General features: G+C 64.2%; 12 protein-coding genes. 9 read left to right on the top strand and 3 right to left on the bottom strand.

The window, feature by feature from the left end; genetic code table 11:
• Position 1: 1 nt before the first annotated feature.
• Positions 2 to 1,519, bottom strand: coding sequence for a signal recognition particle-docking protein FtsY (gene ftsY / locus CQW31_RS10865; RefSeq protein ID WP_099814466.1), 1,518 nt, complete (start codon positions 1,517 to 1,519; stop codon positions 2 to 4).
• Positions 1,520 to 1,751: 232 nt separating this feature from the next.
• On the opposite strand from ftsY, the gene CQW31_RS10855 reads away from it, so the two are divergent.
• From CQW31_RS10855 to CQW31_RS10830, 6 genes are all read left to right on the top strand, one after another.
• On the top strand, positions 1,752 to 3,107 hold the full coding sequence (locus CQW31_RS10855) for a pitrilysin family protein (RefSeq protein WP_054884200.1): 1,356 nt from the start codon (positions 1,752 to 1,754) through the stop codon (positions 3,105 to 3,107).
• On the top strand, positions 3,100 to 4,584 hold the full coding sequence (locus CQW31_RS10850) for a pitrilysin family protein (protein WP_054884199.1): 1,485 nt from the start codon (positions 3,100 to 3,102) through the stop codon (positions 4,582 to 4,584). Before CQW31_RS10855 ends, CQW31_RS10850 begins: the two co-directional genes overlap by 8 nt.
• Positions 4,584 to 5,186 (top strand): 16S rRNA (guanine(966)-N(2))-methyltransferase RsmD, encoded by a 603-nt coding sequence (gene rsmD, locus CQW31_RS10845; RefSeq protein ID WP_099814465.1) that lies wholly within the window; start codon positions 4,584 to 4,586, stop codon positions 5,184 to 5,186. The genes CQW31_RS10850 and rsmD overlap by 1 nt, the downstream gene beginning before the upstream one ends.
• Positions 5,187 to 5,270: 84 nt before the next feature.
• Positions 5,271 to 6,572 (top strand): pitrilysin family protein, encoded by a 1,302-nt coding sequence (locus CQW31_RS10840; RefSeq protein ID WP_054885529.1) that lies wholly within the window; start codon positions 5,271 to 5,273, stop codon positions 6,570 to 6,572.
• On the top strand, positions 6,565 to 7,935 hold the full coding sequence (locus tag CQW31_RS10835) for a pitrilysin family protein (protein WP_054885528.1): 1,371 nt from the start codon (positions 6,565 to 6,567) through the stop codon (positions 7,933 to 7,935). Before CQW31_RS10840 ends, CQW31_RS10835 begins: the two co-directional genes overlap by 8 nt.
• 60 nt (positions 7,936 to 7,995) lie before the next feature.
• Positions 7,996 to 8,988 carry a hydrolase gene (locus tag CQW31_RS10830; protein ID WP_054885527.1) on the top strand — a complete coding sequence of 331 codons (993 nt, stop codon included), beginning with the start codon at positions 7,996 to 7,998 and terminating at the stop codon, positions 8,986 to 8,988.
• Here CQW31_RS10830 and CQW31_RS10825 read toward each other — a convergent pair whose 3' ends face one another.
• Together CQW31_RS10825 and CQW31_RS10820 are read right to left on the bottom strand one after the other, a co-directional pair.
• Positions 8,989 to 9,843: a sulfurtransferase gene (locus tag CQW31_RS10825; protein WP_054885526.1), complete on the bottom strand. Its 855-nt coding sequence runs from the start codon at positions 9,841 to 9,843 to the stop codon at positions 8,989 to 8,991. It abuts the gene before it with no gap.
• Between the two features lie 34 nt (positions 9,844 to 9,877).
• Positions 9,878 to 10,543 carry a TetR/AcrR family transcriptional regulator gene (locus tag CQW31_RS10820; RefSeq protein WP_054885525.1) on the bottom strand — a complete coding sequence of 222 codons (666 nt, stop codon included), beginning with the start codon at positions 10,541 to 10,543 and terminating at the stop codon, positions 9,878 to 9,880.
• 149 nt (positions 10,544 to 10,692) lie between these two features.
• Here CQW31_RS10820 and CQW31_RS10815 point away from each other — a divergent pair, with 149 nt between their 5' ends.
• Genes CQW31_RS10815 through CQW31_RS10805 form a run of 3 tightly spaced genes read left to right on the top strand, consistent with a single transcriptional unit; the run spans position 10,693 to position 14,224 of the window.
• A complete protein-coding gene (locus tag CQW31_RS10815) occupies positions 10,693 to 12,123 on the top strand; it encodes a coniferyl aldehyde dehydrogenase (protein ID WP_099814464.1) in 1,431 nt (476 codons plus the stop codon).
• Positions 12,123 to 12,608: a twin-arginine translocation pathway signal protein gene (locus CQW31_RS10810; RefSeq protein ID WP_099814463.1), complete on the top strand. Its 486-nt coding sequence runs from the start codon at positions 12,123 to 12,125 to the stop codon at positions 12,606 to 12,608. Before CQW31_RS10815 ends, CQW31_RS10810 begins: the two co-directional genes overlap by 1 nt.
• Before the next feature lie 17 nt (positions 12,609 to 12,625).
• Positions 12,626 to 14,224: a GMC family oxidoreductase gene (locus tag CQW31_RS10805; RefSeq protein ID WP_054885522.1), complete on the top strand. Its 1,599-nt coding sequence runs from the start codon at positions 12,626 to 12,628 to the stop codon at positions 14,222 to 14,224.
• Positions 14,225 to 14,290 lie beyond the last annotated feature (66 nt).

The raw sequence follows: 14,290 nt of genomic DNA, 5'->3' as shown, positions 1-14,290 counted from the left end.
GTCAGTCTCGCTCGGCGAACAGAGCCTTGACGAACGGCTCGGCTTCGAATGTGCGCAGGTCGTCGATGCCTTCACCGACCCCGATGAAGCGGATCGGCAGCTTGAACTGCTTGGCCAGGGCGAAGATCACCCCACCTTTGGCAGTGCCATCCAGCTTGGTCAGCGCCAGGCCGGTCAGCTCGACGCTCTGGTGGAAGTACTTGGCCTGGCTGATGGCGTTCTGCCCGGTACCGGCGTCGAGCACCAGCAGCACCTCGTGGGGTGCCTCGGCGTCGAGCTTGCCGATGACCCGGCGGACCTTCTTGAGCTCCTCCATCAGGTTGTCTTTGGTGTGCAGCCGGCCAGCGGTGTCGGCGATCAGCACGTCGATACCACGGGCTTTGGCAGCCTGTACCGCGTCGAAGATCACCGAGGCGGAATCGGCGCCAGTGTGCTGGGCAATCACCGGGATCTGGTTACGCTCGCCCCAGACCTGCAATTGCTCCACGGCAGCGGCACGGAAGGTATCACCGGCAGCCAGCATGACCTTCTTGCCTTCCAGTTGCAGCTTCTTGGCCAGCTTGCCGATGGTGGTGGTCTTGCCGGCACCGTTCACGCCGACGACCAGAATCACATAGGGCTTGTTCTGCGCCTGGACCTTGAGCGGCTGCTCGACAGGGCGCAGCAGTGCTGCCAGCTCCTCCTGCAGCGACTTGTACAGCGCGTCGGCGTCGGCCAGCTGCTTGCGGGCGACCTTCTGGGTCAGGTTCTGAACGATGGCCGAGGTGGCTTCGACGCCGACGTCGGCCGTCAGCAGACGGGTTTCGATCTCGTCGAGCAGGTCGTCATCAATGACCTTCTTGCCCAGGAACAGGCTGGCCATGCCCTCGCCGATGCTGGCGCTGGTCTTCGACAGGCCCTGCTTGAGGCGGGCGAAGAAACCGGGTTTGGACTGCTCGGTGGCGACCGGGGCAGCGACCTCGGGAGCGGGTTGCGGCTCCACAGGCGCAGGGGCCAAGACTGGCGCCACGACCACCGGTTCTGGTGCGGGACGCTCCGGAATCACGGGCGGCGCCTTCGGCTGCAGGTCCGGCACCAGCGCCACAGGCTCTTCGGCTACCGGCAGCACCAGGTTGCTGACAGGGGCTGCGTGCTCGACCACCGGGGCAGTCTCGACCGGCGCTGCTTGTACAGGCATGGAAGCGATTGGCTCGGGCAGCGGAGCGACCAGCGGCTCGGAAGCGACCGGTTCAGGCTCGGGCGCCACTACTGGCGTGGAAGCGACTGGCTCTGGCACAGGCGCTTCGACCACCGGAGGCATAGGCTCGACCGGCGCAGGCGGCTGTACTTCGACACGTGGCTGCTCGGCGGCGGGCTGCGGCGTTACCGGCTCGGCTGGCTGCACCTCGGGCGCTGGTGGCTCAGGCGTTTGAGGCTGTTCGGCGACAGGTTGCTGCGGCTTCTTGCGAAACCAGCTGAACAGGCCTTTTTTCTCGCCAGCCTCGGCCGGCGCTTTTTTGTCGTCGTTGGAACCAAACATGGAAGACGGCTATCTCAGGGTAGCGATGAGCCAGCAACTGGCACATCAGGAATTCTCTAAACGCAGAACAGACTATTTTGAATCCGACTGGTTCATGCGCAATGTTTTGTCTTAATGGGCCTGCGGGCCAGAACGGCGACAGGCATGGTCGCCAGGCAACCGGATCAGTATCCTAGCACCTCCTGGCCCGCCGACGCTAAACCAGCGGGCCGCCGAACAGGTTAATCTCCGTATGAATGCTCTAGCCCGCCGCGCCGCTGGCCTGTTGCTCGGCACGCTCTGCCTGCCGCTCGCGGCGTTCGCCGCCGACGTGCAACCGACCCACGAATTCATCCTCGACAACGGCCTGAAAGTGGTCGTGCGCGAAGACCACCGTGCCCCTGTGGTCGTCTCGCAGATCTGGTACAAGGTCGGCTCGAGCTACGAGACCCCAGGCCAGACCGGCTTGTCCCATGCCCTGGAGCACATGATGTTCAAGGGCAGCGCCAAGATCGGCCCTGGCGAGGCCTCGCGCATCCTGCGTGACCTCGGCGCGGAAGAAAACGCCTTCACCAGCGACGACTACACCGCCTACTACCAGGTGCTGGCCCGCGACCGCCTGCCAGTGGCCCTTGAGCTCGAAGCCGACCGCCTGGCCAGCCTGCGCCTGCCTGCCGACGAGTTCGCCCGTGAAATCGAGGTGATCAAGGAAGAGCGCCGCCTGCGTACCGATGACCAGCCAAGCTCCAAGGCCTTCGAGCTGTTCCGCGCCATGGCCTTCCCGGCCAGCGGCTACCACACCCCGACCATCGGCTGGATGGCCGACCTCGAGCGCATGAAGGTCGAGGAACTGCGTCACTGGTACGAATCCTGGTACGCACCGAACAACGCCACCCTGGTGGTGGTCGGCGATGTCACCGCCGATGAGGTCAAAGGCCTGGCACAAAAATACTTCGGCAGCATCCCCAAGCGCGCCGTGCCACCCGCCAAACTGCCGCTGGAACTGGCCGAACCGGGCCAGCGCCAGCTGACCTTGCACGTACGCACCCAGTTGCCGAGCCTGATCTATGGTTTCAACGTACCGGGCCTGGCCACTGCCAAGGAGCCACGCACCGTGCATGCCCTGCGGCTGATCTCGGCCCTGCTCGACGGCGGCTACAGCGCGCGCATGCCGGCACGCCTGGAGCGTGGCCAGGAACTGGTGGCCGGCGCCTCGTCCAGCTACAACGCCTTTACCCGAGGCGACAGCCTGTTCCTGATCTCGGCCACGCCGAACGTGCAAAAACAGAAAACCTTGGCTGACGTCGAAAAAGGCCTCTGGCAGCTGCTCGACGAACTCAAGACCACTCCGCCAAGCGCCGAAGAGCTGGAGCGCGTGCGCGCGCAGGTCATCGCCGGGCTGGTCTACGACCGCGACTCCATCAGCAGCCAGGCCACCACTATCGGCCAGCTGGAAACCGTCGGCCTGTCCTGGAAGCTGATCGACAGCGAGCTGGACGAACTCAAGCGCGTCACCCCGGAAGACGTGCAAAACGCCGCACGCACCTATTTCACCCGCGAACGCCTGAGCGTTGCCCATGTACTGCCTGAGGAGTCCGCTCATGAGTGATCGCAGCGCACCACGCTACACCCTGATCGGCACGGGCATCATCGCGCTGGTAGTGGCCGTGGCCGCCGTGCTCGCCCGGCCGGCACATTCCGAGGCCGAAAGCAGCCCCGCCCGCCCGGCCAACACCCTGCAATCGCTGGCCGAGCTTGATGGCAAGGCACCCAGCAGGCGCCAGCTGAACATCCAGAACTGGACCACCGCCGAAGGCGCCCGGGTCTTGTTCGTCGAGGCCCGCGAGTTGCCGATGTTCGACTTGCGCGTGACTTTCGCCGCTGGCAGCAGCCAGGACGGCCACACCCCTGGCCTGGCCAGCCTGACCAACGCCATGCTCAACGAGGGCGTGGCCGGCAAGGACGTGACCGCCATCGCCGAGGGCTTCGAGGGCCTGGGTGCTGACTTTGGCAACGGTTCCTATCGCGACATGGCCGTGGCCTCGCTGCGCAGCCTGAGCGCCCGGGACAAACGCGAGCCCGCCCTCCAGCTGTTCGCCGAAGTGACCGGCAAGCCAACCTTCCCGGAAGACGCCCTGAAACGCATCAAGAACCAGCTGCTGGCCGGTTTCGAGTATGAGAAACAAAACCCTGGCAAGATCGCCGGCAAGGCGCTGTTCAGTAAGCTCTACGGCGATCACCCGTACGCTCAGCCAAGCGATGGCAGCGCCGAGAGCGTACCAGGCATCACTCTTGAGCAGCTGCGCGCCTTCCACGCCAAGGCCTATGCCGCTGGCAACGCGGTGATCGCCCTGGTCGGTGACCTTAGCCGCGAGGAAGCCGAGGCCGTCGCCGCCCAGGTCTCCGCTGCCCTGCCCAAAGGCCCGGCACTGGCCAAACCGGCCCAGCCGGTCGAGCCCAGGGCTGGCGTCACCCATATCGACTTCCCGAGCAAGCAGACGCACCTGATGCTCGCCGAGCTTGGCATCGACCGCCAGGACCCGGACTGGCCGGCCCTTTCACTGGGCAACCAGATCCTCGGCGGCGGTGCCTTCGGCACCCGCCTGATGAGCGAAGTCCGCGAAAAACGCGGCCTGACCTACGGCGTGTACTCGGTATTCAGCCCGATGCAGGTGCGTGGCCCGTTCATGATCAACCTGCAGACCCGCGCCGAACTCAGTGAAGGCACGCTCAAGCTGGTACAGGACATCCTTGCCGACTACCTCAAGAGCGGCCCGACCCAGCAGGAGCTGGACGACGCCAAACGCGAGCTGGCCGGCAGCTTCCCGTTGTCCAATGCCAGCAATGCCAGCATCGTCGGCCAACTCGGCGCCATCGGTTTCTACAACCTGCCCCTGACCTGGCTGGAGGACTTCATGCAGCAGTCCCAGGCGCTGACCGTCGAACAGGTCAAGGCAGCGATGAACAAGCACCTGGCAGCCGATAAGCTGGTGATTGTCACCGTTGGCCCGAAAGTGCCACAGAAGCCACTGCCTGCCCCCACTGACAAACCGTCCGAGCAGCCGCTCGGCGTACCGGAGCACTAATGCCTAGATCCACCCCACCCGCCCGCCCGCAGCAGGGCCAAAGCAAGGGCCAGGGTCACCTGCGCATCATCGCCGGCGAGTGGCGCAGCCGCCGCCTGGCGGTACCGGAAGGCGAAGGCCTGCGGCCCACACCCGACCGCGTGCGCGAAACCGTGTTCAACTGGCTGGCGCCCTACATCGAAGGCGCCCAGGTGCTGGATGCTTTCACCGGCAGCGGCGCCCTGGTGCTGGAGGCGCTGTCCCGAGGCGCTGCGAATGCCGTGGCGCTGGACAGCAACCCCGCAGCCATCAGCAACCTGAAGAACAACCTGGAAATCCTGCGCTGCCCACGCGGGCAGATCCTGCAGACCGATGCCCTGCGCTACCTGCAGAACCCGGCCAAGCAGCAGTTCGACGTGGTGTTCCTCGACCCGCCGTTCCACCAGGACTTGCTGGCCAATACCTGCAACCTGCTGGAGCAGAACCAGTGGCTGCGCGAACAGGCGTGGGTCTACACCGAGAGCGAGGCTGCACCGTCGACGCTGCCGATGCCCGGCAACTGGCGCCTGCACCGCGAGAAGAAAACCGGCCAGGTGCATTACGCGCTGTGGCAACGGGGCTGATCAGGTAAACCCTTAATAGTTACCACAAGCCCGCTGCCAGCATGATTGAAGCTGCTCCCTCGTTCTTGCAGGAGCACTTCAACCATGATCGAACACCGTTCTGCGCCCTCCCAGGGCAGCACCGTACAATCGTTCACCCTTGCCAATGGCCTGCGTACCTGCCTGCGCGAAGACCATCGCGCACCGTTGGTCAGTGCACAGCTGTGGTATCACGTTGGTTCGAGCTACGAGCCTGCAGGCCACACCGGTCTTTCCCATGCCTTGGAGCATCTACTGTTCGAAGGCAGCAGCAAACTGGCCAATGGCCAATATTCGGCAGTCATGACACGTCTTGGCGGCGATCCGAACGCATTCACTTCAACCGACGCCACGTACTTTCCGCTGACATTGCCGAGCAGCCGGCTTGAGGTCGCCCTGGAAGCCATGGCTGATGTCATGGCCAGCGCCACACTCAGCGATACCGCTTTCGCTCGCGAACTGAAAGTGGTCATGGCAGAGCGCCGGGAGCAAGTCGACAACAACCCCTTGGCACTGGCAATCGAACATCACCAGTCACTGGCTTACGGCACCGGTGGCTATGGCAACCCCGTGATTGGCCACAAAACAGATCTCGAGTACCTGACGCCTGCTGCAGCGCGAACCTGGTACCAGACCTGGTACCTGCCCAACAACGCCACACTGGCAGTATCAGGCGACATTACCCTGGCACAGCTGCACAACCTGGTAAGTCGGCACTTCGCAGCGATCCCAGCCAAGCGCCTGCCAGCGCGAGAAGCCCCCAGCGCGCCACCGTTGCAGGATCGACGCCACCAGACGCTACGACTACCGGGCCAGTACACAGGCACTATCCTCAGTTTCAACCTCCCCAGCCAATGTACTGCGCAGTCCGGCGAGCAGGCTTATGCCTTGCGGCTGCTGCCCGATCTGCTTGCCGACGGACACAGCAGCACCCTGCAGCAACGACTGGTTCTGGACGACCCGATACTGCAGGCCCTACGCCCCGAATACGAACCCTGGCAGCGCGGGGACAGCTTGCTCGCGCTCTACGCCTTCTGCAGTCCACAAATAACGCCGGAGACTGCAGCCGAGAGGCTGATGCTGGAAATCGAAGCCTTTCGCCAGTCGGCTCCTTCCAGGCAGGACCTGCAGCGCGCCAAGGCCCGCCTGCTGGCCAGGCAGTTGTTCGAGAGGGACGACATCGACAATCAGGCACAGGCCATCGGCAAACAGGCCGCCTGCGGCCTGGACCCGATTGCGCTGGAAAATGAGCGTCACGCCATCGAAGCCGTGACAGCCGAACAGGTAGGCCAGGCTGCCCTCGAGTTCCTGACTGAATCCCGTGCCGCCATCACTTTCATGCACCACAAGGAAAGCGCTCATGAATGACTCGACTGCGCCGCAGAAGCCTGCCGAAGCCCCCAGCCTTTACGGTGGGCTGATCTCTGCCCAAGGGCTTGACCTGGATCGGTTCGCGTCCATCCAGACGCAAGTACAAGCCTGGACGACAGAAACGGGCACAACCGTAAAATTCGTCGAAGCCCGCGGGTTGCCTATCGTCGACCTGATACTGAGGTTCCGGGCCGGCTCCGTACAGGACACTGCGCAACCCGGCCTGGCAGCCTTGACGTTGTACATGCTCGACGAAGGCAGCCATCAGTACACGGCCACTCAACAGGCCGAGCATATCGAGCGCCTGGGTGCGATCATCGCAAAGCAGATGCGTCTGGAGCATGCAACGCTGAGCCTGCGCAGCCTCACTACACCGGCCGTGCTAGAGCCCGCCTTGGCGCTTTTCACCGACCTCGTGGCTAATCCTGCGTTCACCTCCTCTGCTCTGGAGAAGATCAAAAAGCAGTTGCTGCATAGCAGCGCTGCACGCGAGCGACGCCCTGAATTGAGAGCGCGTAGCGAAGCCTTCCGCCACCTGTTCCGCGGCCATCCTTATGGCCGCCCTCTGGGCGTCACCGAAGAGGGTGTAGCGGCGGTTACCCCAGACGACCTGCGGGTGTTTCATCAACGCGCCTATTGCGCCAGCAATCTGGAGATGGTCGTGGTCGGCGACCTGTCCCTGGCAGAGGCTCAAGCTCTCTCGCGTCAGGTCAGTCAGGCTCTGCCACAAGGCTGGACGGCGATAGATCTGCCCGCTGTCCCAGCCGCCACTCCCGCGACCATCAGCATTGAACAGCCCGGCACGAGTAGCGCTGTCCTGCTGGCACTTCCCTTGAACCTGCCCGCCAACGATCCGCAGTTCCCGGCCCTGGTGCTGGCCAGCGATGTGCTGGGAGAAGGACTCGAATCGCGCTTGATGGTCGAACTGCGCGAACGCCGCGGCCTCACTTACGGCGTGTACAGCCATTTATCGCCATTACGGGCAGGCGGTTTGTTCACCGTTGAATGGGAGATCGCACCCGCCCATGTCGAAGGCACTGAGGAACTGGTAATGACCGTGCTGCGAGATTTCATCGAACAAGGGCCGACCGAAGCTGAATTGCAATTGGCACGCAAACAGCTGGAAGGGCAATTGCTGCGCGGTGTCGCTCAGAACAGGCGCCTGGCAGCACTGCTCGCGGAGCTGAGCCATCAACGTCAACCTGACAACCATCTCAACACCTACATCGAGCGCATCAACAGCTTGTCTCCGGCAGATGTGCGCGCCGCCATGCAACGGCATCTCGACCTAAGCTACAGGGTAAAGGTCAATGTCGGCCCAAGTGTCGAGCAGCAACCTCTGCCAGCCCCCGACCAATAGGGCAGGTACAGCGGCAAGGTTTCATGGCACTCTACGCAGGCACATCACGAGTCGCCCAGCATGCCCAGTCTCACCGCCACGTTCCGCCCGGCCATCGGCCTGTCCAACCCCCACCTGCAAACCCTGTGGGGGCCGCTGTGGCGCAAGCTGCCGGAGCTGGAGCGAAGCCGCGAACGCCTGTGGCTGGCCGATGGTGATTTTCTCGACCTCGACTGGCATGGCCCGCATAGCCCGGATGTGCCGCTGGTGCTGGTGTTGCATGGGCTGACTGGCTCCTCCCACTCACCGTATGTCAAAGGCTTGCAGCAGTCGCTGCAAGCCCGGGGCTGGGCCAGTGTGGCGGTGAACTGGCGCGGTTGTTCGGGCGAACCCAACCTGTTGCCGCGAAGCTACCACTCCGGGGCCAGCGAAGACCTCGCCGAGGTGATCGCGCACCTGCATGCCCAACGCCCTCTGGCGCCACTGTATGCGGTCGGCTACTCGCTGGGCGGCAATGTACTGCTCAAATACCTGGGGGAAAGCGGCGCTGCCAGCCAGTTGCAAGCGGCGGTGGCGGTTTCGGTGCCGTTTCGTCTGGACCAGTGCGCCGACCGTATCGCCCAGGGTTTTTCCAAGGTGTACCAAGCGCATTTCATGCGCGAGATGATGGCCTACCTGCAGGTAAAGCAACGGCACTTTCGTGATCGCGGCCATCACGAAGGCCTGGCCGCGCTCGACCGGCTGGGGCCGCTGGGCAGGCTGAAGACCTTCTGGGATTTCGATGGCAAGGTCACTGCGCCGCTCAATGGCTTCAGCGATGCCCACGATTACTATCGCCGTTCATCAAGCCGGTTTTATCTGGGGGAAAACCGCACACCAACGCTGATCATCCACGCCGCCGATGACCCGTTCGTGTTCGGCCACAGCCTGCCCACAGCCAGTGAACTGGCAGCACAGACTCAGTTCGAGCTGCATGAACGGGGTGGGCATGTCGGGTTTGTCGACGGCAGCCTGCGGAATCCAGGCTATTACCTCGAGCGGCGGATTCCGCAGTGGCTCATCGACGGTCAGTGATTATTCGCCAGTCGCCACGCCATGCTTGGGATCATTGATCCACTCACTCCACGAGCCAGCGTACAGCTTGCCCAAGGGATACCCCGCCAGGGCCATGGCAAACAGGTTATGGCAGGCCGTCACCCCTGATCCGCAATAGGCCACCAGTTGTTCAGGAGCACGCCCGGCCAGCTTCTCGGCAAAGCGCTGCTTGAGCTGTTGCGGCGCCAGGAAACGGCCATCGGCACCGAGGTTCTCGTTGAAGGCGGCGCACTGGGCGCCCGGAATATGCCCTGCTACGGGATCGATCGGCTCGACTTCGCCCCGGAAGCGCGGCAACGCACGGGCATCGATCAGGGTAAGGTCAGGGCTGCCCAGGCGCTTGGCCAGGTGCTCGGCGTCGATCAGCAGCTTCGCGTCCGCCTCGCCGCTGAACGTCCCCTCGCGCTTGGCCGGCGGATCCAGGCTCAGCGGCAGGTGCGCTGCATGCCAGGCCTTGAGGCCGCCATCGAGGATGGCCACGTCGCTGCGCTTGCCCAGCCAGACCAGCAACCACCAGGCCCGGGCAGCGAAGGCGCCCGGGCCATCGTCGTACAGCACCACGGCGCTGTCATCGTCCAGCCCCCACTCACGCAGGCGCTCGCCCAGCCGATGCGGGTCCGGCAGCGGGTGGCGGCCGGTGCGGCCCTTGATGACCGGCCCGCTCAAGTCACGCTCCAGATCAGCAAAATGTGCCCCGGCGATATGCCCCTCGGCATAGCTGCGTTGGCCGTAATCCACATCCTCCAGGGCAAAACGACAGTCGAGGATCACCAGCTTGGGCGAGTCCAGACGCTCTGCCAGCTGTTGCGGGGTGATCAATTGCGCAAGGGGCATGACAATCTCCTGATCGATGGCACGAAGGCCCTGGCTACTGTTCCAGGGCCTGGTTGAACGGAACGTGGAATTCCTGGCACAAGGCGTCCACCGCGCCGCGGGCATTGCTGGTGACAAAACCCAGCTCCAGCACCAGCACCTGATAAACGCCACGTTTGAAGGCTTCTTCACCCAGATGCGCCGAATGCTCGCGCGTGGTGCTGAGAAAACGTACCCATGAAGTCAGCACGATCCAGGCATTGATGGTCAGCGACTCGATCTGCGCAGGCTCCATGGCCAGGATCCCGGCATCGACGAAGCCACGGTAGATTGCCTGGCCCTGGCGCAGACAACGCTCGGAAAAGCGCCGGTAGCGGGCGGCCAGTTCAGGGTCGCTTTCCAGCAGGTGCTCCAGGTCACGGTGCAGGAAACGGTAGTTCCACATCGCCGCGAGCAAGGCCTTGAGGTAGAAGCGTTTGTCTTCGACCGTGGCTGCCCGCCCCTGCGGCGGGCGCAGGAAGCTGTCCACCAACTCTTCGTACTGACTGAACAGCAGGGCGATGATCGCCTGCTTGTTGGGGAAGTGGTAATACAGGTTGCCAGGCGAGATTTCCATATGCGCGGCAATGTGATTGGTACTGACGCTGCGTTCGCCCTGCTGGTTGAACAGCTCCAGGCTGTTCTGCACGATGCGCTCTCGGGTCTTCATGCGCGGGGCCATGCTCAGCTCCCAGTCTGCGGGCTTTCGAAAGGGTCATCTTACGGTGAATCACAGCGCTGGTGCACGGGTCTGGCCTGTGAAAAAAGTCGCACCATGGTACTAATTAGAGTATAGGCTCTAGGAACTCCAAGCCCTGACGGGAGACCACCGTGACCTCGCCCATCGCCTTGCCTCCTGTGCAATCCGACACCGACCTTGCAGCGACGTTCGCCACTCAGCGCCAGGCCTTTGCCGGCAACCCCATGCCCCCTGCGGCACAGCGACGGCAGTGGCTGAAGAGCCTGCGCGAGGCATTGCTGGCGGACCAGCAAGCGCTGATCGAAGCGATCGATGCCGACTTCACCGGCCGCAGTGCCGACGAAACGCTGTTGGCCGAGCTGCTCCCGTCGGTGCAAGGCATTCGCCATGCCGAGCGCCACCTGCAACGCTGGATGCTTCCGGCCCGGCGCGCGGTGGGCCTGGCTTTCCAGCCGGCCAGCGCACGGGTGCTGTACCAGCCATTGGGCGTGGTTGGCATCATCGTGCCGTGGAACTACCCGCTGTTCCTCGCCATCGGCCCGCTGACCTGCGCCCTGGCTGCCGGCAACAGGGTCATGCTCAAGCTGAGCGAAGCCACACCGGCCAGTGGCGCAGCACTCAAAGCACTCATTGCCAGGGTTTTTCCCGAAGACCTGGTCAGCGTGGTGCTCGGCGAAGTCGAGGTCGGCCAGGCATTCGCCCGCCTGCCGTTCGACCACCTGCTGTTTACCGGTGCCACCAGTATCGGCCGCCAGGTCATGCTGGCTGCCGCGCAAAACCTGACCCCGGTGACCCTGGAACTGGGCGGCAAGTCCCCGGCCATCGTGTCTGCCAGCGTGCCGCTGGACACCGCCGCCGAGCGCATCGCCTTCGGCAAGACCCTCAATGCTGGCCAGACCTGCGTCGCTCCCGACTATGTGCTGGTGCCCCGTGAGCGCCTGAACGACTTTGCCACGGCCTATCGCAACGCGGTGAAGCGCATGTACCCACACATCGCAGACAACTCCGACTACAGCGCCATCATCAACCCCCGCCAGTTGCAGCGCCTGCAGCACCTGCTGGATGACGCCCGCAGCAAGGGCGCCCAGGTGCTCGACCTGTACCCCGACGAGTCGCGCCAGGGCCGACGCCTGCCGCCACACCTGCTGACCCGGGTGAACGACAGCATGCAGGTGATGCAGGACGAGATCTTCGGCCCGCTGCTGCCGCTGGTGCCTTACGACCACCTCGACGAGGCCCTGGCCTATATCAATCAACGCCCGCGTCCCTTGGCGCTGTACTACTTCGGCTACGACCGCAGCGAACAGCAGCACGTGCTGCAGCACAGCCATTCCGGCGGCGTGTGCCTGAACGACACCCTGCTCCACGTGGCTCAGGACGACTTGCCGTTCGGTGGTATCGGCCCCTCCGGCATGGGCCACTACCATGGCCACGAAGGCTTCCTGACCTTCAGCAAGGCCAAGGCAGTGCTCGCCAAGCAGCGCTTGAATGTCGCGCGGCTGATCTACCCGCCCTATGGCAAGGCCTTGCAGCGCTTGGTCTACAAGCTGTTCATCCGCTGATGCAGCGCCGTGACCTGCTGCGTTTCAGCTTGGGCGCCAGCCTGTTCCTGAGCACCGCCAGCCTGGTCGGCTGCAGCGCGCAAACGCCCGCAGCCGGCTATCAGGTGCTGCGTGACGATGACTTGCCAGCGCTGCTTGCGCTGATTCCGGTGGTGCTGGCCGGCACCTCGGCGGACGACGAACTGGTGCTGCACAGCCTCGACCACAAGTTGGCTGCGCTGTCGCCGGAGATGCTCAAACTCACCCGGCAATTGTTCGACGTACTCAACCTGCCGCTGACCAGCGGCCCTTTGACCGGCGTCTGGGGGGCCTGGGAGCAGGCCAGCGGCACGCAGGTAACCGCCTTCCTGCAGCGCTGGCAGGACAGCTCGCTGAACCTGCTGCGCATGGGCCATGCCTCACTGCTGCAACTGCTGCAAATGGCCTGGTACGAGCGCCCGGAAGCCTGGGCCGCGTGCGGCTACCCCGGCCCTCCGAAGATCTGACAATAAGAGCATCCTCAATGCCAGTAACCGACCCGTTTCGCCAAGGCCTCGAACGCGGCTGGATCACCCATGACGGCTCACGCCTGGAACACGACCTGACACTGGAGGCCGATATCGCCGTGATTGGCAGTGGTGCCGGCGGCGCTACCAGTGCGCAGATGCTCAGCGCCGCTGGCTACAAGGTCCTGCTGATCGAGGAAGGCCCGCTGAGGACCAGTTCTGACTTCCATCTATTGGAAGACGAGGCCTACGCCAGCCTCTATCAAGAAGGCCTGGGGCGAATGAGCAAGGATGGCGCCATCACCATCCTGCAAGGCCGCGCGGTGGGCGGGACCACGCTGATAAACTGGACGTCGAGCTTTCGCACGCCACCGCAGACGCTGATGCACTGGGCTGCAGCGCATGGCGTCACGGGCTTGGGCGAACAGGAGATGCGGCCTTGGTTCGAGCGTATCGAGCGCGACCTGGGTATCACGCCCTGGGCAATGCCGGCCAATGCCAACAACGACGTACTGCGGCGCGGCTGTGAACGACTCGGCTACCGGTGGGCAGTGATCCCGCGCAATGTGCGTGGCTGCTGGAATCTTGGCTACTGCGGCATGGGCTGCCCGGTGAATGCCAAGCAGTCGATGCTGGTCACGCGCATCCCGGCAACCCTCGACAAGGGCGGGGAACTGCTCTACCTGGCCCGCGCCGATCGCTTCGAACACAATGGCGGGCGTATCGCCGGGCTGCAGTGCCAGGCGCTGGATGCTCACGGCGTGCACCCTACCGGCCGGCAGGTCAGCGTGCGCGCCCGTCATTACATCGTCGCCGGTGGCGGCATCAACAGCCCGGCCCTGCTGCTGCGTTCCAAGGCCCCCGACCCGCATGGCCGCCTGGGCAAACGGACTTTCCTGCACCTGGTCAACTTCAGCGCTGCACGTTTCGACGCGCGTATCGACCCTTACTACGGCGCTCCGCAATCGATCTACAGCGACCACTTCCAGTGGCAGGGCGGCGTCGACGGGCCGGTGGGCTACAAGCTTGAAGTGCCGCCCCTGCACCCGGCCCTGGCCAGCACCCTGCTCGGCGGATACGGCATCGACAATGCCCGGCGCATGGCCGAGCTGCCGCACACTCACGTCATGCTGGCCTTGCTGCGCGACGGCTTTCACCCCGACAGCACGGGCGGGGCGGTGGAGCTGCGCGGTGACGGCTCACCCGTGCTGGATTACCCGCTCAGCGATTATCTGCGCGACGGCCTGCGCCGCGCCTATCACAGCATGGCGCAAATCCAGTTCGCTGCAGGCGCCACGCAGGTCACGCCGGTGCACAGCGACGCACGCGCCAGTGCCAGCCTGGTCGAGGCCCAGCGTGTGATCGACGCCTTGCGCCTGGAACCGTTCCGCACCCGGCTTGGCAGTGCCCATGTCATGGGCGGCTGTGCAATGGGCGACGATCCGCGCCAGGCGGTCTGCGACAGCCTGGGCCGCCATCATCAGCTGGAAAACCTCTCTGTCCACGATGGTTCGCTGTTCCCGACCAGCATCGGCGCCAACCCGCAGTTGTCGGTGTACGCCATCAGCGCCCGGCTGACCGAGGCCTTGGCTGCCCGCCTGGCACAGAGTGCATGACAACAAATGCACGCCCTGTCTATAGTGCCATCAGCCGGCCGCATGACTTGGCCGGGCGCAAGCGCT

This window comes from Pseudomonas sp. 382 (assembly GCF_002759075.1).
GTDB classification, from domain to species: domain Bacteria; phylum Pseudomonadota; class Gammaproteobacteria; order Pseudomonadales; family Pseudomonadaceae; genus Aquipseudomonas; species Aquipseudomonas vlassakiae.
Note: the sequence above shows the minus strand (reverse complement) of the source record. Positions and strands in the feature narration are given on the sequence as shown.

Coding starts and splice junctions, on each gene's coding strand:
- ftsY (WP_099814466.1), bottom strand. CDS start 1,519: ATGTTTGGTTCCAACGACGACAAAAAAGCGCCGGCCGAGGCTGGCGAG.
- CQW31_RS10855 (WP_054884200.1), top strand. CDS start 1,752: ATGAATGCTCTAGCCCGCCGCGCCGCTGGCCTGTTGCTCGGCACGCTC.
- CQW31_RS10850 (WP_054884199.1), top strand. CDS start 3,100: ATGAGTGATCGCAGCGCACCACGCTACACCCTGATCGGCACGGGCATC.
- rsmD (WP_099814465.1), top strand. CDS start 4,584: ATGCCTAGATCCACCCCACCCGCCCGCCCGCAGCAGGGCCAAAGCAAG.
- CQW31_RS10840 (WP_054885529.1), top strand. CDS start 5,271: ATGATCGAACACCGTTCTGCGCCCTCCCAGGGCAGCACCGTACAATCG.
- CQW31_RS10835 (WP_054885528.1), top strand. CDS start 6,565: ATGAATGACTCGACTGCGCCGCAGAAGCCTGCCGAAGCCCCCAGCCTT.
- CQW31_RS10830 (WP_054885527.1), top strand. CDS start 7,996: ATGCCCAGTCTCACCGCCACGTTCCGCCCGGCCATCGGCCTGTCCAAC.
- CQW31_RS10825 (WP_054885526.1), bottom strand. CDS start 9,843: ATGCCCCTTGCGCAATTGATCACCCCGCAACAGCTGGCAGAGCGTCTG.
- CQW31_RS10820 (WP_054885525.1), bottom strand. CDS start 10,543: ATGGCCCCGCGCATGAAGACCCGAGAGCGCATCGTGCAGAACAGCCTG.
- CQW31_RS10810 (WP_099814463.1), top strand. CDS start 12,123: ATGCAGCGCCGTGACCTGCTGCGTTTCAGCTTGGGCGCCAGCCTGTTC.
- CQW31_RS10805 (WP_054885522.1), top strand. CDS start 12,626: ATGCCAGTAACCGACCCGTTTCGCCAAGGCCTCGAACGCGGCTGGATC.